We start from the raw sequence: 24,402 nt of genomic DNA, 5'->3' as shown, positions 1-24,402 counted from the left end.
CCCTCGCCGTCCCCAAGGGAGAACTCGGCTTGACCACGGGCATCAACCTTGCCTTCAAGATCTTCTTCGACCACTGGGGCGTCTCCTGGGCGACCACGGGGGTGCCGCAGGCCTGCGCCTCCAGGGCGACCAGGCCGAAGGACTCGCTGTGCGAGGGCATCGCCAGGGCGGTCGCCGCGCGGTACCAGTCGGCGAGCTGCTGCTGGCCGACCGGCGGGCGGAACCGGACCACGTCGCTGATGCCGAGCTGGGCGGCCAGCTTGTGCAGGCTCTCGGGGCGGGCCAGGCCGGTGCCGGACGGGCCGCCGACCACCGGGACGACCAGGCGTTCGCGCAGTTCGGGGCGGCGCTCCAGCAGCCGGGCGACGGCCTTGAGCAGGACGTCCGGCGCCTTCAGCGGCTGTATGCGGCCGGCGAACAGCAGCACGGCGGCGTCCTGCGGCAGGCCGAGGCGGTGGCGGGCGGCGGCCCGGTCGCCGGGGCGGAACACCTCCAGGTTGACGCCCGGGTGGACCACGGCCAGCTGCTCGGGGCGGGCGTCGTAGTGCTGGGCGAGCTCGCCGGCCTCCTCGGCGGTGTTGGCGATCAGCCGGTCGGCGGCGCCGACCACCTGGGTCTCGCCGATCACCCGGGCCGCGGGCTCCGGGGTGTCGCCCTCGGCGAGCGCCGCGTTCTTGACCTTCGCCATGGTGTGCATGGTGTGCACCAGCGGCACGCCCCAGCGCGCGGCGGTCGGCCAGCCGACCTGGCCGGACAGCCAGTAGTGCGAGTGCACCAGGTCGTAGTAGCCGGGGCGGTGGCCGGCCTCGGTGCGCAGCACGCCGTGGGTGAAGGCGCACAGCTGGGCCGGCAGGTCCTCCTTGAGCAGGCCCTCGAACGGGCCGGCCGTGACGTGCCGGACCAGCACGCCGGGGGCGAGCTGCACGGTCGGCGCGTCGTCGGAGCTGATCGCCCGGGTGAAGACCTCGACCTCGATGCCGATGTCGGCGAGGCGCTTGGCCAGCTCGACGATGTAGACGTTCATGCCGCCGGCGTCGCCGGTGCCCGGCTGGTGCAGCGGCGAGGTGTGGACGCTCAGCATCGCGATCCGGCGGGGGCGGCGCGAAGGGGCTGCGGACCGCGACTCCCCGCGGGGCATGCGGACGAGGTGGTGGGTCACCTGCGGAAGCCTCCCTGGGCGCTGCCCGTCACTGCGTCGGTGGTGCTGATGGTGCGTGTGGGCAGATTCCTGCCTGTTCACGCGCCGCCGCCCGCGGCCGGGAGCTGCGGGCGGTAGGACGTCAAGGATGCCAACCGTGTCGTCGCGTTCCCGTATTCCCGGCGGCGGGCGGGGGGCTCTGCGGGGGCCTGGGGGGGCCGGTGCGGCGCTGCGTAGGCTTGGTGACCATGGCCGCAAGCGAGATGCCGTCGTCCCGGGGCCGGTCGGGCCGGCCGGTGGGGACGATCACCCGGGGAACGACGAACACCAACCGGCTGCGGCGGATGGACCGCTGGATCGCGTACACGGCGGGCCGGGCGCTGCGGGCGGCGACGGCGCCGCCGGTCGCGGTGGACCTCGGGTACGGGGCGGCGCCGTGGACGGCGGTGGAGCTGGCGGCCCGGCTGCGGGCGGTGCGGGCGGACGTCCGGGTGGTGGGGATCGAGATCGATCCGGTGCGGGTGGCGGCGGCGCTGCCGATGGCCGACCCGCCGCTGCTGGACTTCCGGCGCGGCGGCTTCGAGGTGCCGCTGCCGGGCGGGGCGCGGGCGCAGCTGATCCGGGCGGCGAACGTGCTGCGGCAGTACGACGAGGACCAGGTCGCCGAGGTGTGGTCGCGGCTGTGCGGTCGGCTGGCGCCGGACGGGCTGCTGGTGGAGGGCACCTGCGACGAGATCGGGCGGCGGCACGTGTGGGTGGCGCTGGGCCCGGAGGGGCCGCGGACGGTGACCTTCGCGGCCCGGCTGGGGAGCCTGGAGCGGCCGTCGGACCTGGCGGAGCGGCTGCCGAAGGCGCTGATCCACCACAACGTGCCGGGGCGGCCGGTGCACGCGTTCCTGCGGGACTTCGACCGGGCGTGGGCGGCGGCCGCGCCGCTGGGGGCGTTCGGGGCGCGGCAGCGCTGGGTGGCGGCGTGTGCGGCGCTGGCCGCGGACTGGCCGCTGCGGGACGTGCCGGCGCGGCGGCGGCAGGGCGAGCTGACGGTGGACTGGGCGGCGCTGGCGCCGCGCTGAGGCTCTGGCGTCGCTCCGGGTTCGGCGTCGCTCCGGTCTCGGCGTCGCTGCGGCCTCGGCGTCGCTCCGGGTTCGGCGTCGCTCCGGTCTCGGCGTCGCTCGGGCAGCCGTTCGGCGGTTCACTCGAACGAGTTATCGAATACCTCTGGCGTGTTGACGCCCCGCCGCGCCACCATGGGAGCGCCCGAGTGCGCCGTCGCGCGCCCCCGGCGCGCCGTCAGCGCCCCTGCTTTCTACCCCGCCAGCTCGTCCCGCACCCGCGCGAACTCCTCGTACGCCTCGGCACCGAACAGCACGAAACGCACCTCGTCCAGGTCGGGCGCCTGCTCGGCCACGGTCGTCAGGGCGATCCGAGCGGCATCGTCCAGCGGCCAGCCGAAGATGCCGGCGGAGATCGCCGGGAAGGCCACCGTCCGCGCCCCCAGTTCCACCGCCACCCGAAGGGATTCCCGATAGCACGAGGCCAGCAGCTCCGTGCGCTGCGGCCGGTCCTCCGGCCGGAAGACCGGCCCCACCGTGTGCACCACCCAGCGGGCCGGCAGGCGGCCCGCGCCGGTGGCCACCGCCCGGCCGGTCGGCAGGCCCTTGCCGTAGTGGGAGGCGCGCAGCTTCCGGCAGTCGGCGAGGATCTCCGGTCCGCCGGCCCGGTGGATCGCCCCGTCCACCCCGCCACCGCCCAGGAGTGAACTGTTCGCGGCATTCACGATCGCGTCCACCCGCTGATCCGTGATGTCACCCTGCACCAGCGTGATGCGCGTCACCGCTGCTCAACTCCCGTCAACTCCGGTCCCACAGTGGGCGCAAACACTACGGACCCCGGCCACCGCACGCGTGGCAATAACCACATCGGCGCCGCTCAGGCGAAGAAATCCTCGGAGATCACGTTATGGTCGCGGGAAGCTCCCCGATGCCCGGTGCCATGCGGGCACCGTGGACGGACACCGGCCGTTGGCCTGTCGGGGAAAGGAAGGACCGACCGATGCCCGCTACGGGAGACGGGCGGGCACCCGACGCGAGCAACGGCGCCGGGGCCGCCGAGCCCAGCCAGAGCCGACCCGGCGCGCAGCAGCTCCGGGGTGCGGCGATACCGCATCCGCGCGCCACCCCGGCGGGCGGCCGCGAGCCGGCCCGGTCCGGCGCCGCGGACTTCCGGGTGCTGGTGATCGAGGGCGACGGGCCGCAGCACCGGCTGTTCGAGTCGCTGGCCGAGGAGCTCGGCGAGCACGCCGAACTGCACCGGGTGGACGGCGTCGACGAGGCGCTGACCCTGCTGCCGCCGCCCGGCGGCAACCGGCGCGGCGTACGCCACCCCGACTTCCAGTGCGTGCTGCTCGACCTCGGCGCGCCCACCGCGCAGCCGGCCGACGGCGACGGCCTGGACGGGCTGCGCGAGCTGCTGCAGCGCGCCCCGCACACCGCCGTGGTGGTGCTCACCGACAGCGCCGGCGCCGAACTCGGCGAGGCCGCGGTGGCCGCCGGCGCCCAGGACTCCCTGGTCCGGCAGGACACCGAGGGCCCGCTGCTGGCCCGCGCGCTGCGCTACGCCGTGGAACGCAAGCGCGCCGACGAGTCGCAGCGCCGCCTGGTCGAGGCGGAGATCCGCGGCCAGGAGAACGCCCGCCTCCAGCGCCACCTGCTGCCCACCCCGCTGCTGGACGGCGCCGGCCTGGCCTTCACCCGCCGCTACCGGCCGGGCCGCCGCCGCGCCCTGCTCGGCGGCGACTTCTACGACGCCGTCCGCACCAAGGACGGCCGGGTGCACGTGGTGATCGGCGACGTCTGCGGCCACGGCCCGGACGAGGCGGCGCTCGGCGTGGCGCTGCGGATCGCCTGGCGGGCCCTGGTGTTCGCCGGGCTGAGCGGCCAGCACCTGCTGACCACCCTGCAGCACACGCTGGAGTACGAGCGGCGCAGCGACGAGATCTTCGCGACGCTCTGCATGATCGTGCTGGACGCGCCGGGCCCGCAGGGCGGGCCGGAGTCGGCGGAGCTGTTCCTGGCCGGGCACCCGGCGCCGCTGCTGCTGGGGCCGGACGCCGCGCCGGTGCTGCTGCCGTCCGAGCTGGCCGGTCCGGCGCTGGGCCTGCTGCCGTGCGACGCCACGCTGTCCAGCTGGCCGGCGCTGCGGGTGGAGCTCCACCCGGGCTGGCGGCTGCTGCTGTACACCGACGGGCTGGTCGAGGGGAAGGTCGGGGCGGGTTCGCCCCGGCTGGGCCAGGAGGGCCTGATCGAGCTGATCGCCGATCACCAGGCCGCCGGGCTGACCCGGGGTCGGCTGGTGGACTCGGCGATCGCCGAGGTCGAGGAGTTGAACGGCGGGGCGCTGACCGACGATGTCGCGGTGCTGCTGCTGGAGCGCAACCCGGTGCCGGTGATCATGGGCTGACGCCCGGTCGGACACGCCGAAGGGGCGGCCCCGCGCGGGGCCGCCCCTTCTCGTTCCTTCGCCCGTGGGCCTACCAGGGCCCGTACGGACCGGCGTTACGACCGCCGCCCCGGCCGCCGGTGACCAGCTTGATCGCCGGGCGGACGTCCACCACGTAGACGATCGCGGCGACCAGGCCGACCAGCACCAGCAGGCCGCTGACCGGGTTCGCGCCGAACAGCAGGTCGGCGCCCAGCGCGAGGCCGAGCACGACCAGCCAGAACCCCTTGGTCTTCTTGTCGGCGGCGCGGTAGGCGTCCTCACGGCGGATCGCCGCGTCCACGAACGCGAACACCTTGTAGCAGATGATCGCCGTGGCCAGCCACCAGAACGGGTTCCCGAGATCGACGTACAGCACCTGGTGCTCTCCTCACTCTCTCTTCCATCCTGGCATGGACCCTGCCCGGATCAACGGCCTTGGTCGATGTGCCGTTCCCCGGCGACCGGCGCCAGGGCCCGTCACTCGGAGTCGGCGGCGTCCGCCGCGGCGGCCTTGTCGGCGCGGACGGGCTTGCGCGGGGCGCGCTTCGGGGCGACCGGCTTCGGCGCGGCGGCGTCCTGGGCGAGCGGCTCGTCGACCACGACCTCGGCGATCACGATGTCGTCGGCCTCGCTCCCGACCGCCGGGCCGGCGTCCTGCGGGCGGGCGCCCGCGGCGTCCACCACGGTGCGGCCGCGGACGGCGAGCTCGTCGTAGACCTCCTTGGCCTTGACCGCGAACTCCAGCGCCCGGCCGACCTGCTGCATCGCGAACTCCTGGGCCTTGGCCTGGAGTTCCTTCACGTCGGTGGGCAGCGCGGTGACCGCCTCGGTGACCTTCGCCTGCGCCTCGACCAGCTTGCTGCCGGCGTCCTGCAGGGCGGCGGCGGCCTTGTCCTGGGTGCCCTTGCGGTCGGCGGCCAGCGCCTCCAGCTGGCCCGGGACCTCGCGCAGCTTCTCGTAGGCGAGGTCGCCGGCGCCGGCCAGCGCGTACAGCGGGGTGGGGTCGGTGAGGGTCTTCTTGAGCTCTTCGCTGATCGGCATGTCGGGTCCTCCGGTCGGGGTGCGCCAGCGCGGTCGGGTCACGCGGGGTCGGGTCACGCGGGGTCGGTCGGGTGGTCGGCGGCCGGGCGGGCGGCCTGGTTCTCCTTCAGGAAAGCCTCGTACACCGCCAGCAGCGCCTGCTTCTGCCGCTCGTTGATCTGCGGATCGGCGAGGATCGCGGCCCGCAGACCCGGCCCCTGCTCGTCCCGCTCCTCCAGAATCCCGGCCTGCACGTACAGCGTCTCCGCCGAGATCCGCAACGCCTTGGCGATCTGCTGAAGGATCTCCGCACTCGGCTTGCGCAGCCCGCGCTCGATCTGACTCAGATACGGATTGGACACCCCGGCCACCTCGGCCAGCTGCCGCAGCGAATACTGCGCGTTCCGCCGCTGCTCCCGGATGTACTCCCCGAGCGAGCCCACATTCAGTGCCGCCATACCGGCAGTCTGCCCCCGCCCGCTTGCAATTGCAAGCAGACTGCTAGCGTCTGCGCGCGCCGCGAAGCGCTCGACGTCTTCGTGGCTGTCCCGCCTCGGTGAAGAAGGGGAACATGAAGCAGCACTCGGAGATGAGCGAACGCGAGTACTTCGCCTGTGTCGGCCGGCGTCCCGGCATGTTCGTCGGCGGGGATTCCTTCCACCTGGTGACCGCGTTCCTGGCCGGCTACGACATGCACGCCGTCCGCCACGGCGGGCCCGGACTCGCCGGGTGGCGCGAATGGCTCGTCGCCCGTCGAGGCCGTGATTGCAGCCACGCCTGGCCCGGCCTGGTCCTGCACCTGGCGCTGCCTGACGGCTGGGACGACATCCGGGACTTGCCGCCCGAGGACGAGAAGCAGGCGGTCGAGGTGCTCTTCCAGCTCCTCGACGACTTCACGGCCGAACGGGAGGCAGCGCGGCCCGGCTCACCAGACTGTTCCCCGTAGGGGCGGACGGTTGGCGGCGGTGTATTCGGCGGCCGGGTTGAACACGCAGGCGCAGCTGGGGCACTCGGCTTCGCCGTAGAGGTGGGTGATGCCGTGGGAGAGCTGGTCCTGCCCGTCGCGGGTGGCGGTCTGGTGCATCCGGCGGCCGGTGCCGGAGAGGGCCGACGGGGATGCCGGTCGCAGGCTGCGGCGGTTCACGTCGCCCAGGGTCCAGTCGCGGATCGCCGAGTAGCGGCCGTGGTCGCCGATGGCGATCGTCACCTTCGCGGCGCAGTGCGGGCAGTGCACGGGGTAGAAGTCGTCGGTGAAGTCCCCGAGTTCGGCGGCCCAGTGGAACTCTCCCTCGGTGGCGAGGAACGCGCGGAACGCCGCCAGGTAGTCGGCCGGCCGCGTGCGGAGGTGTCCGTCCAGCAGGCCCCGGAACTCCGCGACGGCGCCCGCGCAGCCCGCGAGCAGTTCGTCGCAGCCGTGGTGGCCCGCCGCGCGTTCGAGGATCTCGCCGGCCAGCGCACGCGCCGGTGCGCTGTCGGGCGCGAGGCGCACCAGGCGTGGCAGTGCGAGGAAGGCGGCGGGCACCAACAGGTCGTGTTCGAGGATCAGCCGGAGTCCCAGTTCCTTCCAGGCCTCGGTGTCGTCCTCGCGCTCCAGGTGGTCCAGGAGTGCGGGGACGCGGTCGGTGTCCGAGCACCAGTCGGCCAGGCCGGTCCAGTTGATCACCTGGGTATTGAATCGGGACTCGACGACGGAGGAGGACGCGGTGGCGGGGCGGCGGCTCGGGGCGGTGCTGTGCGATCTGGACGGGGTGGTGCGGGTCTGGGGCGACTTGGGGGAGGTGGACGCGGCGCACGGGCTGGCGGTGGGGACGGTCGCGGGGGCGGCGTTCCGGGCGGAGCGGTTGCTGCCGGCGGTGACCGGGCGGGTCAGTGACGAGCAGTGGCGCGCCGCGGTGGCGGACGATCTACGTGCGGTGTGCGGGTCGGTGGAGCGGGCCCGGGCGGTGGTGGAGGCGTGGGGGCGCCAGCCGTTCCGGGTGGACGCGGAGGTGCTGGCGCTGCTGGCCGAGGCCCGCCGGAGCGTGCCGGTGCTGCTGGTCTCCAACGGCACCACCCGCCTGGAGGCCGATCTGGCCGCGCTGGGGTTGGACACCGCCGTGGACGCGGTGGTCAACACGGCGCGCCTCGGCGTGGCCAAGCCCGACCCCCGGGTCTGTCTGGCGGCCGCCGCGCGGGCCGAAGTCCCGCCCGAGCAGTGCCTGTTCATCGACGACTCGCCCGGCAACGTGGCCGCCGCCAAGGCTCTCGGCATGCGCGGCCACCACTACCGGGACGCCGCCGGGCTGCGGCGCGAGCTCGGCGACGCCGGAGTGTTCCGACCGCTTCGTGGAACGCGGAGGCCTCCGGCCTGACGGCGTGCCAGCATCGGCCGCATGACGACCTTCTCGGCGCACGACGGAACCACCCTGCACTACGACGAACTCGGCGACGGCGAACCGCTGGTGGCGATTCCGGGCGGCCCGGGCGCGGACGCCCGCTACCTGGGCGACCTCGGCGGGCTGGCCGCGCACCGACGGCTGATCCGCCTCGACCCGCGCGGCTGCGGCCGCTCCGCCGAGCCCGCCGACCGGGCGACGTGCGCGTTCGGTACCCAGGCGAAGGACCTGGAGGCGCTGCGCGAGCATCTCGGACTGGACGCCCTCGACCTGGTCGCGCACTCCGCCGGTGCCCTCACCGCGCAGCGCTACGCCGCCGAATTCCCGGACCGGGTGCGGTCGTTGGTGCTGGTGACGCCGGTCGGCCGGGGCGCCCGGGAGCCGGACGAGGCGGAGCTCGCGGCGATCCGCGCCGCCCGCGCCGACCAGCCGTGGTACCCGGACGCGGCGCGGGCGGCGGAACTGCTGGCCGCCGGGGAGGGCGACCCGGCGGAGCTGGCCGCCCGCATCACCCCGTTCTTCTGGGGCAGTTGGGACGATCGTGCGCGCGCCTCGGCCTTCGACCCGGAGCTCGTCCCGGCCGCGCCGTGGATGCGAGGGGCCTTCTACGCGAGCGCGGGCGAGGCCGCCCCGGTGTCGGCGCCGGTGCTGGTGGTGGCGGGCGAACGGGACGGCATGATCGGCACCGCCCCGGCGCGACTGGTCGCGGCCCTCCACCCGGGGGCCCGGCTGGAGGTGCTGGCGGGTGCGGGGCACCGGCTGTGGGTCGAGAAGCCGGTCGAATTCGTCGCGCTGGTACGGGAGTTCCTGGATCAGCTGCCTTCGACGAGCCGGTGGTAGTCGGACGCCGGCAGCTCGGCGAGGTCGCTCGGACCCAGATGGTCGAGGGAGAGCGGGACGGCCTGATCGGCGTCCCCCCCCCGGCGCGGCCGGTCGGGGTGCTCCACCCCGACCGGCTGCGAGTCGAGAAACGGCCGAATTCGCCGCGCCGATACGGAAGTTGATCGGCCAGCTGCCCTCGACGAGCCGACGGTGGCCGGAGGCCACCCGATGCCCGTGCCGCCGCCGGGCATGGCAGGCCCCGACGCTCCACCCCGAGGGGTCCGGCCTTGGCCGATAAGCTGGTCGAATTCCCTGCGCTGGTAACGGAGTTCCTGGATCAGCTGCCTTCGACGAGCCGACGGTAGTCGGACTTCAGCAGCTCCGCGAGGTCGCGGCCGCGGGCGGCGAGGCCGCTCGGGCCGAGGTGGTCGAGGGCGGGGTCGGGGCGTTCCGGGGGCGCGTCGGGTGGGCGGAGGGTGAAGGTGCCCTGCCAGAAGGCGTCCAGGCACTGGTCGAGCGGGCGGTCGGAGTCGCTGGTCATGGCGTCACTCCCCCACGGCGTCGGCGGACAGGGCGAGCAGTTCGCGCAGCTGCTCGGTGGGCAGTTCGGTCAGCCACTGTTCGCCGGTGCCGACCACAGCGGCCGCCAACTCCCGTTTGGCCCGCAGGAGTTCGTCGATGCGCTCCTCGATGGTGCCGACGCAGACCAGGCGGCGGACCTGCACCTCGCGGCGCTGGCCGATCCGGTGGGCGCGGTCGGTGGCCTGGTCCTCGGCGGCGGGGTTCCACCAGCGGTCGAGGTGGATCACCTGGTTGGCGGCGGTCAGGTTGAGGCCCGTCCCGCCGGCCTTCAGCGAGAGCAGGAACACCCTTGGCCCGTCCGGGGATTGGAAGCGGTCGACGAGTTCCTGGCGGCGTGGCGCGGAGAGTCCGCCGTGCAGGTGGAGCACCTGGGTGCCGAGCCGGTGGCGCAGGTGCGGCTGGAGGATCGTGCCGAACTCGGCGTACTGGGTGAACACCAGCACCCGGTCGCCCTCCGCCAGGGCCTCCCGGAGCAGGGCGACCAGCCGCTCGACCTTGCCCGACCGCCCGCCCAACGGCGAGCCGTCGCGCAGCAGTTGGGCGGGGTGGTTGCAGACCTGCTTGAGCCGTCCGAGGGCCGCCAGCACCGCGCCCTTGCGTTCCACGCCGCGCGCCCCCTTCAGGCGGCGCAGCAGGTCGTCGACCACCGCCCGGTACAGTCCGGCCTGCTCCGGCGTCAGGTTGCAGCGGACGGTGAACTCCTGTTTGGCGGGCAGCTGTTCGCCGATTCCGGGGTCGCTCTTGAGGCGGCGCAGCAGGAACGGGCCGGTGAGTCTCTGGAGGCGGGCGGCGACCTCCCGGTTGCCGGACTGCTCGACCGGGACGGCCCAGCGTTCCTTGAACGACTCGGCGGTGCCGAACAGGCCGGGGTTGGCGAAGTCGAGGACGGAGTGGAGTTCGGCGAGGCGGTTCTCCACCGGCGTGCCGGTGAGTGCGATCCGCGGGCCGGAGCGCAGCGAGCGGATCGCCCGGGACTGCCGGGCGGCGCGGTTCTTGATGTGCTGGGCCTCGTCGGCGACCACCCGTCGCCAGCGGATCCCGCGCAGCGCGGCGGCGTCCCGCTGGAGCACGCCGTAGGTGGTGATCACCAGGTCGGCGGCGGGGTCGGGGCCCTCCCGCTCGGGACCGTGGTGCAGGTGGACGCGCAGGCCGGGGGCGAACCGGGCCGCCTCGCGCTGCCAGTTGCCGACCAGCGAGGTCGGGCAGACCAGCAGGACGGGGCCGCGGGCGCCGCGGGCGTGCTCCAGGGCCAGCAGGGCGAGGGTCTGCACGGTCTTGCCAAGGCCCATGTCGTCGGCCAGCACCGCGCCGAGGCCGAGCCGGCCGAGGGCGTCCAACCAGGCCAACCCCCGTTCCTGGTACGGGCGCAGGGGTTCGGTGAAGCCCGTCGGGGGCGGGGTGCGGTGCGCGCCGGGCAGGCGGCCGAGGCGGCCGGCGAGCAGGTCGCCGAGCGGGCCGTCGGCGTGCACCGCCGTGACCGGGAGGCCGTCGACGACCGCGCCGTCGTCCAGGGCGAGCCGCAGCAGGGTGGCGGCGTCCAGCTGCGGGTCGTCCCTCCTGGCGGCCAGGAACCGCAGGGCGGCGGCGAGTTGGGCCGCGTCCACCTCCACCCACTGGCCGCGCAGCCGGACCAGGCCCTGCTGGGCGGCCGCGAGTTCGTCCAACTCCTGTTGGGTGAGGGGCTGTTCGCCGACCGCGAGCTGCCAACGGAAGTCCAGCACGGCGTCCCGGTCGGCCTGCGCGGTGCGCTTCACCGACCCCGGCGCGGGGCGGCTGTGCGCGGTGGCGGCCAGGCCGAGCCGGGGGCGGCGGCGCCACCACGCGGGCAGCAGTACGCCGTACCCGGCGGCGGTCAGCAGCGGGGCGGTGTCGCGCAGGAACGCGAGCGCACCGGCCCGGTCCAGATCGACGCCGGTGGGCCGGGTGCGGTGCAGGGCGGCGCGCAGGTCGGGGCAGAGCCGGGCGGCGCGGTCGAGTTCGGCGAGGTACGCCTCCACCGGGTCGCCGAGGCTGCGGCTCAACGCCGCGAACCCCGGTCCGTCCGACCAGAGTTCAGCCGCGGGCAGCAGCAGCGACGGCCGGTCCACCGGCCCGGCCAGCACGTCCAGCCGCCAGTTCTCGTCGGGGACGGCGGCGTCCGGGTCGTCCGGCGCGCTGCCGAGCGGCTCGGCCAGCCGGAACGCGAGGCGCACCGCGCCGGTGGGTTCGGTGCCGGCGGTCCAGGCGGCGAGGCGTTCGGCGGCCTCGGGGTCGGGCGGGGCGGGGAGTCGGGGGTCGGCGGCGCGGAGGGCTTCCAGCCAGTCCTTCGGGGGCTCGGCTGTCGGCTGCGCGTCGAGCGCGGTGCGGGTCTCGTGGTCGGTGAGGGCGTCCAGGACGGCGGTGAACAGGGCGCTGCCGGTGCGTTCGGCGCCGTCCTCGGCGCGGGCGATCGGCGGGCAGCCCGCCGCCAGGGCGGCCGCCTCGCGGCCCGCCGGGCCGTCCGGGGCGGGGCGCCAGCGCGCCGCCCACCCGTCCGCCTCCTCGACCAGCGCAGGCAGCACCCGGCCCCGCCCCACCAGCCGCCACGCCAGGTCGTGCACCGCGGTCAGCCAGCGCAGCGACGCCCCGTACGCCAGCTCCGCCGTCCGGCCGTCGGGCAGCTCGACGGTCGTCCCGGGCCAGTACGGGTCGAACAGCTCACCGAGCAGCTGCGCCGCCTCGGCCCGCTCGAACACCAGGGCCGGCACCCGCCACGCGTGCAGCACCAGGCCCTTCGCGGTCGAGCCGACGGGCAGGTCCGGGGACGGCGTCGGCCGCGAGCCCGCGGTCGGCAGCCGCAGGCTCACCCAGCGCTCGGCGCCCCGCTCGGCAAGCCACGCGGGCCCCGGGCCCACGGCGGCCAGCAGCACCGCCACCGCGCTCGCCGAGGACGCGTACGGGTGTCGCGACCCCTCTCCGACGCGCCCGGTGAACGCCTCCGCGTCCTCCGCCCACACCGCGAGGCGGCCGTCGGGCCGCCACAACGCGTGCAGAACGAACATGGGCGCGGGGCCTCCGGGGGCGGGGAGTGGGTTTGGGTCTTCCACGATAGATCGGGGTGCGAGAGCGGGGAGAGCGGGGAACTGCGCGACAAGCGCAAGTCACGTCCGCAAGGTCGCGATCACGTGCAGGTCATTGTCCTGCGTCGCGATCTTTGCGGTGGGATGCCTTCCGCCTCGCGCAGTTCCCCGCGCCCCTGGTTGTGCTCTCCCCGTCTTCGCGCCCGCCCGCTCGCCTTCAGGCAACGTAAAACACCGGCCCGCGCGGGGTGAACGGCAGGGTCGCGCCCCTCGGGATCAGGTACGCGTGTTCTCGGCGGGGCACGCGCAGCACGTCGCATTCGGCGTCCGTGATGATCAGGATCGGCGCGGTGGGCGGGAAGTCCTGGGCGCGGGTGAGGAGGTCGATCGCGGGTTGGAGGACGGTGCCGCCGCGGCCGTGGACGCGGGTGCGGGTGGCGAGTTCGGTGACCGGGAGGTAGCCGGCGTCGTGGGGGGCGGCGTCGCAGTGGACGAGGCGGGCGGCGGGGACGTCGCGGGCGGCGGCGTAGGAGGCGATGGCGCCGAGGGCCTTGCCGAGGAGTCGGCGGTCCATGGAGCCGGAGGTGTCGAGGACGACGCCGAAGGTGCAGCGCGGGGTCTCCTCCGGAGGGGAGTAGCGGCCGGCCCGGGGGATGTCGGGGCTGGCGGACTGCCGCCGGGACGGCCTGGCGTAGGAGCGCAGCGGTTCCGGGCGGGGCACGAACTCGTCGAACCAGCGGGCGAGTTGCGCGTCCCAGGGCAGTGGCGGGTGGGCGAGGGCGCGGATCTCCTCGACCAGTCCGGCGGGCAGCAGGCCGCGTTCGCGGGTGTGCAGGTCGAAGCCCTGGAGCAGGCCGCGGCGGTAGAACTCGTCGAGGTCGACGTAGCCGCCGCCCCCGGCCCGGGGCAGCGGTTCGCCGAGGATGTCGCCGAGGCCCTTGCCGCGCAGGGTGGCGAGGCGGCGCAGGCGGCGCTGGTCGCGGACGATCCGGTCGTAGACCTCTTCGGCCGAGAGGCCCTTCAGCTCGGGGTCGTGGAGCAGTCCTTCGGGCATGTCGCCGACGCCCATCTCCAGCAGCCAGCCGTTGATGACGTAGTCGGCGGCGACGTTGAAGAGGTAGGGGTCGCGTCCGCCGGTGCGGTCGCCGTGGCGGAGGGCGGCGTGCAGCATCTCGTGGGCGAGGACGAAGCGCCACTCCTCGTCGGTGTGGTGGCGCAGCGGGTTGAGGTAGATCTCGCCGGCTTCGGCGTTGACGGCGGCGATGGTGATGCCGTGGGCGCGGGCGAGTTCGGCGTCGGCGACCAGGGTGAGGCCGGCGGCGAGGCCGCCGAGCAGCGGGTAGTGGGAGACGAACCAGCTGAGGGCCCGTTCCCAGGGGCGCTGCGGGAGGCGGGGGCCGTCGAGGTGTTCGCGGCGGCCGGCCGCCAGGTCCATCGCGGCGGAGACGGTGCGGGTGAGGGCGTGGGCGAAGGCGAGGGTCCAGTCCTCGGGGTCCTGCTGGCCGTACCAGCCGTGCAGGAGCTGGTCGGGCAGGTCGCCGCCGGTGCCGCAGGCGCGGTATTCGGCGGGGATGCCGTCGCGGCGCCAGCGGGCGGCGAGGGTCTCCTCGTCGCCGCCGGGCCAGACGGCGGGGAGGTCGTCGGGGGCGCGGCCGATGTGGAAGGTGGCGAGGAAGCGGTTGACGACGGTGCAGCGGGCGGCGAGTTCGGGCTCGTCGGGCTGGGTGCGGGGGCCGCGGGCGGCGGGGAGGTGGCCGAAGCCGAGGTGGAGCAGGGCGTGGGCGAGGGCCCAGGCCCATTCGTCGGGTTCGGCGCGGCGGGTGCGGTGGGTGTGCAGGGTTCCGTTGGAGGTGACGACGGCCCAGCCGGTGGTGGGGTGCAGCGAGCAGTGGTCCTCGCCGGTGGTGCACACGGTGGCGGGGACGGCGGCGAGCGCGGGGTTGGCCTTGACCTTGGCGAGTCCGGCGGCGAACGCGACCTTGGCCGGGTCCTGTTCGGGCTTCTTCTCGGCGGGGCGGCGGGTGCTCACCGGCGGGCCTCGACGAGTCGGGGCAGGTCGCGGGCGGCTTCGATGAGAAACCAGGACGGCAGCACGGGGTTGCCGTCGGGCCCGTCGGCGATCACGGTCTGGGCGACTTCGACGGAGATCTCGGCGAGTTGGACCAGCAGCGACTTGGAGCGGTAGGCGCGCTGGCGGACGGTCGGCGAGGCGTGTTCCTTGCGGGCGGGCAGTTCCTTGACCAGGCGACCGCGGAAGGAGTCGGCGAGGTAGTAGAGCAGGTCGCGGTCCTCGATCCGGTGCGGCCAGGAGGCGTCGCCCTTGAGGATGGCCTCCAGTCCGTACGCGTTGCGGACGATCTTGGCGTAGCCGCAGAAGGCGACGGCGTGCGCGGGGGTGAGCAGGCCGTGCGCGAGGACCTTGAGGGTCTCTTCGTCGAGGCCGGCGCCGAAGGAGTGCAGCGCGTCGGAGAGCATGTGCCAGGCGCGCGGGGTGGAGAACGCTTCCTCGGTCTTGGGCGGGGCGGACCACAGGTGGTCGGGCCGGTCGGTGAGGTGGTCGACGATCCACGGGTGGATGCCGTGGCCGGCGGCCCAGCCGAGCCAGTCGTCGGCGCTGGCCCGCAGGTGGACGTGGACCAGGCGGTTGAGCAGGGCGGACGGCATGGGGCGGGCGAGGGCGCCGTCGGTGGCGCGGTTGCCGGCGCCGATCACGATGGAGCCGGGCGGGAGTTCGTAGTTGCCGATCCGGCGGTCGAGGATCAGCGAGTAGAAGGCCTTCTGGACGTCCGGGGTGGCGGCGTTGAGCTCGTCCAGGAACAGGCAGTAGGGCTGGTCGCGGGCGATGGTCTCGGGCGGGCAGAACCGGGAGCGGCCCTCGGGGGTGATCTGCGGGACGCCGATCAGGTCCTCGGGGGCGAGCTGGGTGCCGAGCAGCGAGACGCATTCCAGGCCGAGCGAGTCCGCGAACTGGTTGACCAGCGAGGACTTGCCGATGCCGGGCGCTCCCCACAGGAACACCGGCCGCACGGTGGCGAGGCCGAGCAGCAGCTCGGGGACCTGGGACGGCGACACGGTGACGGCTGACTGCACGAGTCTCCTCGGGGAGCGGCTGGGGTGGGGTTCGGCGGTCAGTGTGAACCGGCCGGGCGGCCCGGCGCACCCGGTTTTCCGCCTCCGTCCGGGCCGTCCACAGGCTGGGGACAACCCCTCCGGAGCCCAGATCGGACAACTTTCAACTTCATGGTTGAAAGTTGAACCAGATCGAGGTACGGTGAAGTCACGAACAAGTTGAAGCCTCAACAAATGGCTTCGACCCTCACCAAGGAGAGAAGCCATGGGCATCTTCAACCGCAGCAAGAACACCGCCACCACCGCCCCGGCCGCCGCCGTCCAGGGCCCGGACCTGGCGCACCTGACCGGCGACTACACCATCGACAACACCCACTCGAAGATCGGCTTCGCGGTCCGCCACGCGATGGTCACCAACGTCCGCGGCGAGTTCACCGAGTACGAGGGCAAGCTGCACCTGGACGGCGCCAACCCGGCCGCCTCCACCGCCGATCTGGTGATCAAGGTCGCCTCCATCCACACCAACCAGGCCCAGCGCGACGAGCACCTGCGCACCGGCGACTTCTTCGAGGCCGACACCTACCCGGAGATCACCTTCAAGTCGACCTCCGCCGAGCAGGTCAACGGCGACACCTACCGCCTGCACGGCGACCTGACCATCAAGGCCACCACCCGCCCGGTCGTCCTCGACCTGGAGTTCACCGGCGCGGCCACCGACGTGTACGGCGCCAACCGGGTCGGCTTCGAGGGCGGCACCACCGTGGACCGCACCAGCTGGGGCCTGACCTACAACGCCGCGCTGGAGACCGGCGGCGTGCTGATCGGCGAGAAGGTCAAGCTGACGCTGGACATCTCCGCCGTGCGAGCCTCCTGAGACCGTCTGCCCCGGCCGCACCGCGGCCCCCGGTACCGCCCCCGCCGTCCCCCTCGGCGGGGGCGCCGCCGTTTTCAGCCACCGGACCCGGCATCGGCCCGGCGCAGCAGCGCGGCGTCCTCGACCGGCAGCCAGCTTCCCGCCGGATGCCTCAACCAGCCTTCGGCGGACGCGAGTTCGGCCGCCGCTTCGCACAGGGCGGTCAGTCCGGGGTGGCGCAGTCCGGGCCGGTGCACCAGGCCGACCAGGCTGAGCGGCACCGGGTCGACCAGCGGCCGGGCGATCCCGCCCGGGATGTCCGGCGCTTCGGTGGTGGTGAGGACCGGACTGCCGTGCCGGGTCAGGTAGCGGGCGAACTCGGCGGCGCCGACCGGCGGGGTGCGGCCGGGCGCGGCGGCCAGGCCGTGTTCGGCGAGCAGCCGCAGGCCGAGGTCGGTCCACTCGGCGGTGTCCGGCTGCCCCGCGAACACGTCCACCGGATGCCCGGCCAGCGCGGCCAGCGGCACGGCGGGCAGGGCGGCCAGCGGATGCCCGAGCGGCAGGAACACCGCCATCGGCTCCAGCCGCACCGGGGTGTGCGCCAGCCGGGACCGCACGGCGGCCGGCAGACCGGCGTACCGCCCGAACGAGACGTCCAGCCGGTGTGCCGCCAACTCCCTTGCAGCGGCGGCCAGTCCGCCCTGGTAGCGGGCCAGCAGTTCGGCCTCCGGGCGGCGCCGGCGGGCGGCGGCGAGCACCCGCTCGGCGGTGAGCTCGCGGTCTCCCCCGGCGCTGTTGACGTCCACCAGCAGCGCCCGCGCGCCGCCCAGTGCGGTGATCTCGCGCTGGAGCTCCAGCAGTTGACGGGCCTTGGGCAGCAGGGCGACGCCGGTGTCGGTCAACTCGACGCTGCGGGTGGAGCGTTGGAACAGCGCGCAGCCGAGTTCGCGCTCCAGCGCCTGCACGTCCCGGCTGACGGCCTGCTGGGCCAGGTGCAGGCGCTCGGCGGCGCGGCCGAAGTGCAGGGTCTCGGCGACGGCGGTGAAGCTGCGCAGCAGGCGGGGGTGGACGTCGTGGGGCACGGCGGGGAGATTAACAACAGAAACCGGTCAATCGGTCGGATTTAAGTGTTGGACCGCACGCCGGACCTGGGCCGAGGGTGGGGATCCCCCTTTCCTCTCCCCCGGAGTCGTACGTTGTCGCTGCCCCTCGCCCGCTACCGCCCGGTGTTCGCCGCGCCGGGCTCCCTCGCGTTCACCCTGGCCGGACTGCTCGGGCGGCTCGCGCTGGCCATGTACGGCGTCTCCATCGTGGTGCTGATCGCCGACCGGCGCGGCTCGTACGCGCTGGCCGGCGCGGTCTCCGCGGTCGGGGTGCTGGCCGGGGCCGCGCTGATGCCGCTGCTCGGGCGGCTGGTCGACCGGCTCGGGCAGGCCCGGGTCGCGGTGCCCGCCGTCCTCGCCACCGCGCTGCCGACGGGTGCGCTGCTGCTGTGCGTCCGCTCCGGCGCACCCGACTGGACGCTCTTCCTGTGCTGGGCGCTGTCCGGCAGCAGCCCCAACCTGGGCGGCATGGCCCGGGCCCGATGGGCGCACCTGCACCGCGACGACGACGCGGCGCTGCACCGGGCCAACGCGCTCGAACAGTCGCTGGACGAGCTGTGCTTCATGGCCGGACCGGTCCTCGGCATGGCCCTCGCCACCGCCGTCGCCCCCGAGGCCGGACTGCTCGCCGCCTGGACCCTGGGCACCGTCGGCACCCTGCTGTTCGCCGCCCAGCGCGGCACCGAACCGCCGCTCGCCGCACCGGCCCCGCACGCCGCCGCCGGGCGGGCGCTGGTCCGCACCCCCGGCTTCCCGGCGCTGCTGGCCGGCTTCCTGGCGGCCGGCGTGCTGTTCGGCTCGCAGGAGGTCACCACGCTCGCCTACACCGACGCGCTCGGCCGGCAGTCGGCGGGCGGCCTGCTGCTGGCCCTGGTCGCGGCCGGGTCCTGCGTCTCCGGGCTGGCGTTCGGCGCGATCCGGCCGCGGCGGCCGGTCGCGGTCCGGCTGGCGCTCGGCGCGGGGGCGATGGCCGTGCTGATGCTGCTCCCGCTGGCCGCGAGCCGGGCCGGGGCGGGCGTGGTGGTGCTGGGCCTGGCGCTGCTGGCCGCCGGGTCGGGGACGGCGCCCACCATGATCAGCGGCATGACGCTGGTGCAGGAGCGGCTGCCGGCGCACCGTCTGAACGAGGCGATGGCGCTGGCGGTCGCGGCGATCCTGGTCGGCATCTCGGCCGGGGCGACGCTGGGGGGCGCGGTCGTTCAGCACAGCTCGCCGGCGACGGGGTACCTGCTGCCGGTGGGGGCCGCGGCGGTGGCGCTGGCGGCTGCCGTTCCGGCGGCGCTCAAGGCTCGGCGACCCGGTCCGTGAGGTCGCGAGCACCTGCAGGTCATCGTCCGGCGTCGCGATCTTCCCGACGTGTGCGTTCCCCTTCGCGCAGTTCTCCCCCAGCCCTGGCGGGCCGGGAGGTACCCCCACGCGCCCCCTGGTCACGCCCCCTCCCGCCTTCCCAGCCGTACTCGTACTGCGGGAGCGCGGTGCCGTCCGGGAAGTGGGCGGTGCCGTGGCCGGTGCGGTGGGCGCCGTGGTGTTCGTAGAAGGCGATCGCGCGGTGGTTGGCGGCCAGGACGTCGAGGCGCACGGGCCGGTCCGGGCAGCGGGCGAGGGCGGCGTGCAGCAGGCGGGTGCCGAGGCCGCGGCCGGTGCGGTCGGGGCGGACGTGGAGCTGTTCCAGGCGGACGACGTCGCCGTCCGGCACCAGGTAGGCGAAGCCGGCGAGGGCGCCGTCCGGGTCCTCGGCGAGCAGCAGGGTCGGGGTGTCGGCGGGCGGGCCGTAGTCCGCGCCCAGGCGCAGTTCCCACAGCAGGTGTTGTCCGCCGTCGGCGGCGAGCGCGGCGTCCGGGACGAGTCCGGCGTAGGCGCTGCGGCGGCTGGCGGTGAGCAGGGCGGCGACGGCGGCGGCGTCGGGTGCGCCGCCTTCGCGCAGGGTGGCGGGCATGTCACCAGCGTGGCACACGGCGGGGGTTGAACGTGTTCAGCCGGTGCCCTGGAGTCATCCCAGGGAGAATTTTGAACGCGTTCGAAATTATGCGGCCCATGGGGTCGGGGGGATGGCGCGCCCGGTGCCGGGGGGCACCGGGCGGGGGCCGATTCGCCCTCCCGGTCCGGAGTTGTCCCGGTCCGGGCTAGGCTCGGTTTCCACAGCTGACTGGGGCACGAGCGAATGGCAGGCGGGGCGAAGGTGCCAGGAATCGACCGGCAACGGCCCGGACAGGGCCCGGTAGGGTCGGGCGACGTGGACGACGCGAGCGACCGGGACGAACCGGGCACCGGCGCGCCCGCCGCCGAACTCGCGGGCGGCCGGGCCCAGCCGAAGACGGACAAGAGCGAGGCCACCCGGGCCCTGATCCTGGAGACCGCGATGCGGCTGTTCCAGGAACGCGGCTACGAGAAGACCACCATGCGGGCGATCGCCGCCGAGGCGGGCGTTTCGGTCGGAAATGCCTATTACTATTTCTCGGCGAAGGAATTCCTGATCCAGGGATTCTACGACCGGATGACGTACGACCACGCGGCGGACGCCAGGAAGCGCATGGCCGAAACCCGCGATTTCGCCACCCGACTGGAGATCGCACTCACTTCCTGGCTGGACACGGCGGCCCCGTACCACGAATTCTCCGCGCAGTTCTTCCGCACCGCCGCCGACCCGAGCAGCTCGCTCAGCCCGTTCTCCAACGAGTCGCACCCGGCCCGGGCCACCGCCGTCGAGCTGTTCCGCGAGGTCCTCCAGGGCTCCGAACTCGCCCCCAAGCTGGACGCCGAGCTGGTCGAGCTGCTGCCCGACGTGCTGTGGCTGCACCTGATGGTCGTCGTCCTCTACTGGGTCTTCGACCGCACCGAGGACACCGAGCGCACCCGCGAATTCGTCCGCCGGTCGACGCCGATGGCGGCCCGGGTGATCAATCTCTCGCGCTATCGGATATTCCGACCGATCGTCCGGGACGCCAAGGGCCTCATTCAGGATTTCATTCTGCCGACCATCGGGAAGACCGCCGTCAAGCAGCCTCCCACCGCCGACTGATCCGCGCTCAGAAACTGTCCGGGTTCCAGGGCGCGCGGGCCGGGCGGAGCAGGGCGTCCGCCCGGGCGGCGGCCCCCGGGGTCAGTTCGGTGAGCAGCGCGGCGTCGGCGAGGCGGATGGCGGTGTCCCCGCCGAGGTAGAGGGTGCCGAGGACGTCGACGCCGAGCGCGAGGTCCGCCGCGTCCCGCGTGGGGGTGAGCCGGCCGGTGCCGTCGGGCGCGGCCTCAAGCGCCCAGCGGCCGGCGGTCCAGCCCTCGGGGTCGGTGACGTCCAGCACCAGGCGGCCGGGGGCGGTGCAGGTGCGGGCGGCGAACGCGGCGGGCAGGTCGAGCAGGCGCAGCCAGGTGAAGTCGGAGTCGTCCCCGTGCCGGCGGGCGCCGCGCGGGTCGTTCAGCAGCAGCGGCAGCGGGTCGTCGGGCCGCAGGTGCGGGGCGGTCACGTGGCGCACCCAGTCGACGGAGAAGGCGAACGCCCACAGCGCGTTGGCGGACTCCTGGTCGAGGGCGAGGAAGTCCCGGACGTTCAGCGGGCAGTCGGGGTAGGCGCCGTCGAACTTGTCGTCCACGGTGTAGTTGATCAGGCCGGTGACGGTGCCGTCGGCGGTGCGGTGGAGGGCGGTGAAGCCTTCCTTCCACTCGAAGCCGGGCAGGTCGATCTCGCCGGTGCGCAGTTGCCACCAGGCGGTCGGGCGGCCGATCGCGCCGGGCTGGGTGGGCCGCCAGCGCTCGTGCAGCTCGGGCCCGAGCCTGCGGACCTCCTCCAGGGTGGCGAAGTCGATCCGGTGGCCCCGGTGCACGGGCAGGTGGGCCCGCAGGCCGCCGGAGCGCAGCACGTCCACCTGCCAGCCGGTGCTGCGGGTGGCGGGGCCGAAGCCGAAGCGGCCGTAGATGTTGTACTCGGCGGCGATCAGGATCGCGGCGGGCAGGCCGCGCTCGCGGGCGGCGTTCAGGTCGTGGCGCATCATGCCGCTGAGCAGGCCGCGCCGGCGGTGGGTGGAGTTGACCGTGACGCCGGTGACGGCGTCCACCGCGATCCGGGCGCCGCCGGGGACGGTCAGCTCGGTGTCGAAGCTGCGGAAGGTGGCGACGCAGCGCGGCCCGTCGGGCGTCGGGTCGGTGTGGTCGAAGGCCGCCTGCATCCGGCCCGGCTCGAACAGGGCCTCGCGCCACTCGGTGGCCTCGGCGACGTGCGGCCGCAGGAAGCCGCGGGCGATCGCCCTGTCCCACACGGCGAGTTCGTCCCTGGTGATCGGCCGGATCTCGATGCCCTGGTGCTGCGCGCTGGTGCCCATCCGGCCACGGTACGGCGGGCCCCGAAACGCGTCACCCGGTTTTCCCCGCCCACCGACGGGGCGTCAGGGGCCGGCCGCGGCAGCCTGCCACGGGGCCGGCCACCGGCCGGTCCGGGGGTCGACCGGCGGTCAGGGGCGGGCGTAGAAGTCTGGGCGGCCCATGATCCAGAGGCTGGCCTGTTTGATGTCGGTGCCGGGGCGGGGGGCCTCGATCATCTGGTCGTCGCCGATGTAGAGGGCGACGTGGTAGATGTCGGCGGCGCGGCCGGTCTTGGTCCAGAAGACCAGGTCGCCGGGGCGGAGGCGGTCGTAGCCGACGGGGGTGGATTCGGCGTACTGGTCGGCGGCGAAGTGGGTGAGATTCTTGCCGCCCTTGCGCCAGGCCATCATGGTCAGGCCGGAGCAGTCGTAGCCCTGCGGGCCTTCACCGCCCCAGATGTAGGGCAGGCCGATGACGGAGCGGGCGAAGTCGACGGCGGCCTGGGCGCCCTCGGCGGACCAGGGCTTCTCGCGGTCCGGGACGGGGTGCAGTTTGGCGGCGGCGGCGCGTTCGGCCTCGGCGCGGCGGGCGGCCTCCTCGGCCTCGCGGCGGGCGATCTCGTCCAGCGCCTCCTGACGTTGGCGTTCGAGGTCGACGCTGGTGTCGCGGGCGGCGGCGAGTTCGGCGAGCAGGGTGTCCTGGCGTTTGCCGATCTCGGTGACCTGGCGTTCCTGGTCGGCGAGTCGCCGTTGCGCGGCGTCCTTGGCGGTGCGGACGGTGTCGGCGGCGGCGCGGGCGGAGGCCTCGGCGGTGCGGGCGTCGGCGGCGGCGCGGGCGGCGGCCTTCGCGGTGCGGGTGGCGTCGTCGAGGATCTGCCGGGTCTGGGCGCCGGCGATGCTGACGGCGGTGGCCTGGGCGGACAGTTCGGCGGGCCCGCGAGCCGCCAGCATCGCGTCCAGTGCGGCGAGTTGCGGGGAGGCGCCCTGCCGGTACATCTCGGCGAGCAGCCCGGCGGCCCGGTCGGCGGCGCGGACCCGGGCGGCCTCGGCGGCGACGGAGCGGGCGGCGGCGGCCTTCGCGGCCTGCTGGGCCTTGGCGAGCCGGGCGAGGGCGCCGTTGTACGCCTCGACGGCCTGCTCGGCGAGTTGCCCGGCCTTGTCGAGCTCGGCGCGGGCGGCGGCGAGCTTGGCCTCCAGGGCGGTGGCGTCGGCGGCCTTGGCGTTGGCCTCGGCCTTGGCCCGGGCGACCTCCTCGGCGGACGGGTACGCCTCGTCGTCGGGGTCGTCGGCGGGCCGGACGGCGGGGACGGGGGCGGCGGGGGCGCTCGCGGCGGGCAGCAGCCCGAGCATCGCGGCGGCGGCGAGCAGGAGTGCGGGGAGGAACCTGTGTGACATGGAGGGTCCTTCCTCGACGATGTGCTGCTGTTCGACCGGAGGAATCGGCCGACTGTCCCATCACGTGACAATTCGCTCACGCACCGTCAGATTCTCAGACCTGACGGGGGGTCAGCGCCATCGAAATGCGACCACCCGGGTGAGATGTCCGATTGTCGGCGCGCCACTCGCGCCCCCCGCACGCGCCGCGCGCACCCCGTCGGCGCACCCCGTCCCCGCGCCCGCCCGCGCGCCTCGTCAGCGCGACCGCTGCGGCGGCTTGCCGGTGGCCGTGGTGCGCGGCCGCCCGGCCCGGACGGTGCGGCGGCGGCGCTGCGCGCGGGCCCGCCGGGCCGGATCGCCGGCGGGGACGGAGGCGGCCGCCCGGCGGCCCCCGGGCGGCAGCGCGGGCCGGCGGTGGGCCAGCGCCCGGGCGGCCATCCGCTCGGCCACGGCGTGCGCCTTGGGGTGGCCGGCCGGCACCTTGTCGGGCGCGCCGGCGATCAGGTCGAACAGCCAGGTGCGGGCCCGGTCGGTGCGGGCGTGCAGCCGCCGCTCGCGCCGCTGCGCCCGGGCCATCCGCCGGGGGCGTCCGGCGTAGCGCCAGCGCGCCCAGGGGCTGGTGGGGCGGGCCAGCCGGATCGCGCCGATCCAGGACAGGCCGGGCACCATGATGCCCAGCAGCCCCGTCCACACCTTGCCCTTGAGCAGGGCGATCAGGCTGACCAGCGCGTTGCCGGCGATCACCGCGACCACGCCCCAGCGGGTGCTCTGGTTGGGCACCAGGCCGAGCGGGACGTAGCCGGTGAGCAGCAGCGCGGTGAGCAGGATGCCGAGGATCACCGCGTCCACCGACTTGCGGCCCTGTTCGCTCCAGTACACGTCGTCCAGGTGCAGGATCAGCGCGAACTCGTCCAGCACCAGGCCGCAGCCGATGCCGAAGGACAGGCCGAACCAGTCGATCCACGGGTGGCCGCCGTTGGTGGCGAACACGCCGATGCCGCCGAGCAGCAGGAAGCCCAGGCCGAACACCATGTGGTGGATGTGCAGCCCGCCGGGGGTGATGTTGCCGGGCCACCAGCGGACCTGGGCGCGGATCATCCGGGTGCTGAAGCGGATGAACACGAAGGAGGCGATGAACCCGACGAGCAGCAGGAACAGGGGCTGCTTGTGGGCGTCCACGATGTGGTGGCGGTAGCCGTCGAGCAGGGCGCTGAGCATCGGGTGGTGCCTTTGATCTCGGTTCGGTCCGGTCGGCG

At 74.5% G+C, this 24,402-nt stretch carries 23 protein-coding genes; 8 read left to right on the top strand and 15 right to left on the bottom strand.

Annotated features, from left to right (window positions below; genetic code table 11):
• Positions 1–1,138, bottom strand: a 1,138-nt coding sequence (gene mshA / locus ACWEMJ_RS25920; protein WP_452139527.1) for a D-inositol-3-phosphate glycosyltransferase, incomplete at its 3' end; no start/stop codon positions are given.
• Positions 1,139–1,386: 248 nt separating this feature from the next.
• Between mshA and ACWEMJ_RS25915 the strand changes: the two genes are divergently transcribed.
• The gene (locus ACWEMJ_RS25915) at positions 1,387–2,211 is read left to right on the top strand and encodes a class I SAM-dependent methyltransferase (protein WP_452139526.1); all 825 of its coding nucleotides are present in this window, start codon (positions 1,387–1,389) and stop codon (positions 2,209–2,211) included.
• A gap of 233 nt (positions 2,212–2,444) precedes the next feature.
• Here the strand turns inward: ACWEMJ_RS25915 and ACWEMJ_RS25910 are convergent, their stop codons facing one another.
• Complete coding sequence (locus ACWEMJ_RS25910; RefSeq protein ID WP_452139525.1) at positions 2,445–2,972, bottom strand: O-acetyl-ADP-ribose deacetylase; 528 nt, start codon at positions 2,970–2,972, stop codon at positions 2,445–2,447.
• Positions 2,973–3,190: 218 nt separating this feature from the next.
• Here ACWEMJ_RS25910 and ACWEMJ_RS25905 point away from each other — a divergent pair, with 218 nt between their 5' ends.
• Entirely contained in the window at positions 3,191–4,597 is a 1,407-nt protein-coding gene (locus tag ACWEMJ_RS25905; protein ID WP_452139524.1) for a PP2C family protein-serine/threonine phosphatase, read from the top strand.
• Between the two features lie 70 nt (positions 4,598–4,667).
• On the opposite strand, the gene ACWEMJ_RS25900 is transcribed toward ACWEMJ_RS25905, so the two are convergent.
• From ACWEMJ_RS25900 to ACWEMJ_RS25890, 3 genes are all read right to left on the bottom strand, one after another.
• Positions 4,668–4,994 carry a DUF2516 family protein gene (locus ACWEMJ_RS25900; RefSeq protein ID WP_452139523.1) on the bottom strand — a complete coding sequence of 109 codons (327 nt, stop codon included), beginning with the start codon at positions 4,992–4,994 and terminating at the stop codon, positions 4,668–4,670.
• 101 nt (positions 4,995–5,095) lie between these two features.
• The gene (locus ACWEMJ_RS25895; protein WP_452139522.1) at positions 5,096–5,659 is read right to left on the bottom strand and encodes a hypothetical protein; all 564 of its coding nucleotides are present in this window, start codon (positions 5,657–5,659) and stop codon (positions 5,096–5,098) included.
• A gap of 53 nt (positions 5,660–5,712) precedes the next feature.
• Positions 5,713–6,096: a helix-turn-helix domain-containing protein gene (locus ACWEMJ_RS25890; RefSeq protein WP_452139521.1), complete on the bottom strand. Its 384-nt coding sequence runs from the start codon at positions 6,094–6,096 to the stop codon at positions 5,713–5,715.
• A 113-nt stretch (positions 6,097–6,209) separates the two neighbouring features.
• On the opposite strand from ACWEMJ_RS25890, the gene ACWEMJ_RS25885 reads away from it, so the two are divergent.
• The gene (locus ACWEMJ_RS25885) at positions 6,210–6,584 is read left to right on the top strand and encodes a hypothetical protein (protein WP_452139520.1); all 375 of its coding nucleotides are present in this window, start codon (positions 6,210–6,212) and stop codon (positions 6,582–6,584) included.
• On the opposite strand, the gene ACWEMJ_RS25880 is transcribed toward ACWEMJ_RS25885, so the two are convergent.
• Positions 6,564–7,301 carry a hypothetical protein gene (locus ACWEMJ_RS25880; RefSeq protein WP_452139519.1) on the bottom strand — a complete coding sequence of 246 codons (738 nt, stop codon included), beginning with the start codon at positions 7,299–7,301 and terminating at the stop codon, positions 6,564–6,566. The two genes, ACWEMJ_RS25885 and ACWEMJ_RS25880, sit on opposite strands and share 21 nt — an antisense overlap.
• On the opposite strand from ACWEMJ_RS25880, the gene ACWEMJ_RS25875 reads away from it, so the two are divergent.
• Positions 7,294–7,989: an HAD-IA family hydrolase gene (locus tag ACWEMJ_RS25875; RefSeq protein WP_452139518.1), complete on the top strand. Its 696-nt coding sequence runs from the start codon at positions 7,294–7,296 to the stop codon at positions 7,987–7,989. The genes ACWEMJ_RS25880 and ACWEMJ_RS25875 overlap by 8 nt on opposite strands.
• 21 nt (positions 7,990–8,010) lie before the next feature.
• The gene (locus ACWEMJ_RS25870) at positions 8,011–8,853 is read left to right on the top strand and encodes an alpha/beta fold hydrolase (protein ID WP_452139517.1); all 843 of its coding nucleotides are present in this window, start codon (positions 8,011–8,013) and stop codon (positions 8,851–8,853) included.
• Between the two features lie 319 nt (positions 8,854–9,172).
• Here ACWEMJ_RS25870 and ACWEMJ_RS25865 read toward each other — a convergent pair whose 3' ends face one another.
• The 4 genes from ACWEMJ_RS25865 to ACWEMJ_RS25850 all read right to left on the bottom strand — a co-directional run bounded on the left by ACWEMJ_RS25865 (position 9,173) and on the right by ACWEMJ_RS25850 (position 15,545).
• Positions 9,173–9,376: a hypothetical protein gene (locus ACWEMJ_RS25865; protein ID WP_452139516.1), complete on the bottom strand. Its 204-nt coding sequence runs from the start codon at positions 9,374–9,376 to the stop codon at positions 9,173–9,175.
• Between the two features lie 4 nt (positions 9,377–9,380).
• Positions 9,381–12,437: a DEAD/DEAH box helicase gene (locus ACWEMJ_RS25860; RefSeq protein WP_452139515.1), complete on the bottom strand. Its 3,057-nt coding sequence runs from the start codon at positions 12,435–12,437 to the stop codon at positions 9,381–9,383.
• Positions 12,438–12,672: 235 nt separating this feature from the next.
• Complete coding sequence (locus tag ACWEMJ_RS25855; RefSeq protein ID WP_452139514.1) at positions 12,673–14,484, bottom strand: vWA domain-containing protein; 1,812 nt, start codon at positions 14,482–14,484, stop codon at positions 12,673–12,675.
• On the bottom strand, positions 14,481–15,545 hold the full coding sequence (locus ACWEMJ_RS25850) for an ATP-binding protein (protein ID WP_452139513.1): 1,065 nt from the start codon (positions 15,543–15,545) through the stop codon (positions 14,481–14,483). Before ACWEMJ_RS25850 ends, ACWEMJ_RS25855 begins: the two co-directional genes overlap by 4 nt.
• A 244-nt stretch (positions 15,546–15,789) precedes the next feature.
• On the opposite strand from ACWEMJ_RS25850, the gene ACWEMJ_RS25845 reads away from it, so the two are divergent.
• Positions 15,790–16,398 carry a YceI family protein gene (locus ACWEMJ_RS25845; RefSeq protein ID WP_452139512.1) on the top strand — a complete coding sequence of 203 codons (609 nt, stop codon included), beginning with the start codon at positions 15,790–15,792 and terminating at the stop codon, positions 16,396–16,398.
• Positions 16,399–16,472: 74 nt separating this feature from the next.
• Here the strand turns inward: ACWEMJ_RS25845 and ACWEMJ_RS25840 are convergent, their stop codons facing one another.
• A complete protein-coding gene (locus ACWEMJ_RS25840; RefSeq protein ID WP_452139511.1) occupies positions 16,473–17,459 on the bottom strand; it encodes a LysR family transcriptional regulator in 987 nt (328 codons plus the stop codon).
• Between the two features lie 114 nt (positions 17,460–17,573).
• Between ACWEMJ_RS25840 and ACWEMJ_RS25835 the strand changes: the two genes are divergently transcribed.
• Positions 17,574–18,788 (top strand): MFS transporter, encoded by a 1,215-nt coding sequence (locus ACWEMJ_RS25835; protein ID WP_452139510.1) that lies wholly within the window; start codon positions 17,574–17,576, stop codon positions 18,786–18,788.
• Positions 18,789–18,807: 19 nt separating this feature from the next.
• Here ACWEMJ_RS25835 and ACWEMJ_RS25830 read toward each other — a convergent pair whose 3' ends face one another.
• A complete protein-coding gene (locus ACWEMJ_RS25830; protein WP_452139509.1) occupies positions 18,808–19,416 on the bottom strand; it encodes an N-acetyltransferase family protein in 609 nt (202 codons plus the stop codon).
• 297 nt (positions 19,417–19,713) lie between these two features.
• On the opposite strand from ACWEMJ_RS25830, the gene ACWEMJ_RS25825 reads away from it, so the two are divergent.
• Positions 19,714–20,499 carry a TetR family transcriptional regulator gene (locus tag ACWEMJ_RS25825; RefSeq protein WP_452139508.1) on the top strand — a complete coding sequence of 262 codons (786 nt, stop codon included), beginning with the start codon at positions 19,714–19,716 and terminating at the stop codon, positions 20,497–20,499.
• Between the two features lie 7 nt (positions 20,500–20,506).
• Here the strand turns inward: ACWEMJ_RS25825 and ACWEMJ_RS25820 are convergent, their stop codons facing one another.
• The 3 genes from ACWEMJ_RS25820 to ACWEMJ_RS25810 all read right to left on the bottom strand — a co-directional run bounded on the left by ACWEMJ_RS25820 (position 20,507) and on the right by ACWEMJ_RS25810 (position 24,364).
• Complete coding sequence (locus tag ACWEMJ_RS25820) at positions 20,507–21,790, bottom strand: GNAT family N-acetyltransferase (RefSeq protein WP_452139507.1); 1,284 nt, start codon at positions 21,788–21,790, stop codon at positions 20,507–20,509.
• Between the two features lie 129 nt (positions 21,791–21,919).
• The gene (locus tag ACWEMJ_RS25815; protein ID WP_452139506.1) at positions 21,920–23,164 is read right to left on the bottom strand and encodes a C40 family peptidase; all 1,245 of its coding nucleotides are present in this window, start codon (positions 23,162–23,164) and stop codon (positions 21,920–21,922) included.
• Between the two features lie 237 nt (positions 23,165–23,401).
• Positions 23,402–24,364, bottom strand: a complete 963-nt coding sequence (locus ACWEMJ_RS25810; RefSeq protein WP_452139505.1) for a hypothetical protein — start codon at positions 24,362–24,364, stop codon at positions 23,402–23,404.
• Positions 24,365–24,402 lie beyond the last annotated feature (38 nt).

The organism is Kitasatospora sp. NPDC004531 (assembly GCF_053602195.1).
Note: the sequence above shows the minus strand (reverse complement) of the source record. Positions and strands in the feature narration are given on the sequence as shown.

Bases quoted from the DNA above. Each gene is read 5' to 3' on its own strand.
- ACWEMJ_RS25820 (WP_452139507.1), bottom strand. From the start codon at position 21,790: ATGGGCACCAGCGCGCAGCACCAGGGCATCGAGATCCGGCCGATCACC.
- ACWEMJ_RS25865 (WP_452139516.1), bottom strand. From the start codon at position 9,376: ATGACCAGCGACTCCGACCGCCCGCTCGACCAGTGCCTGGACGCCTTC.
- ACWEMJ_RS25885 (WP_452139520.1), top strand. From the start codon at position 6,210: ATGAAGCAGCACTCGGAGATGAGCGAACGCGAGTACTTCGCCTGTGTC.
- ACWEMJ_RS25890 (WP_452139521.1), bottom strand. From the start codon at position 6,096: ATGGCGGCACTGAATGTGGGCTCGCTCGGGGAGTACATCCGGGAGCAG.
- ACWEMJ_RS25830 (WP_452139509.1), bottom strand. From the start codon at position 19,416: ATGCCCGCCACCCTGCGCGAAGGCGGCGCACCCGACGCCGCCGCCGTC.
- ACWEMJ_RS25870 (WP_452139517.1), top strand. From the start codon at position 8,011: ATGACGACCTTCTCGGCGCACGACGGAACCACCCTGCACTACGACGAA.
- ACWEMJ_RS25905 (WP_452139524.1), top strand. From the start codon at position 3,191: ATGCCCGCTACGGGAGACGGGCGGGCACCCGACGCGAGCAACGGCGCC.
- ACWEMJ_RS25810 (WP_452139505.1), bottom strand. From the start codon at position 24,364: ATGCTCAGCGCCCTGCTCGACGGCTACCGCCACCACATCGTGGACGCC.
- ACWEMJ_RS25845 (WP_452139512.1), top strand. From the start codon at position 15,790: ATGGGCATCTTCAACCGCAGCAAGAACACCGCCACCACCGCCCCGGCC.
- ACWEMJ_RS25815 (WP_452139506.1), bottom strand. From the start codon at position 23,164: ATGTCACACAGGTTCCTCCCCGCACTCCTGCTCGCCGCCGCCGCGATG.
- ACWEMJ_RS25915 (WP_452139526.1), top strand. From the start codon at position 1,387: ATGGCCGCAAGCGAGATGCCGTCGTCCCGGGGCCGGTCGGGCCGGCCG.
- ACWEMJ_RS25860 (WP_452139515.1), bottom strand. From the start codon at position 12,437: ATGTTCGTTCTGCACGCGTTGTGGCGGCCCGACGGCCGCCTCGCGGTG.
- ACWEMJ_RS25895 (WP_452139522.1), bottom strand. From the start codon at position 5,659: ATGCCGATCAGCGAAGAGCTCAAGAAGACCCTCACCGACCCCACCCCG.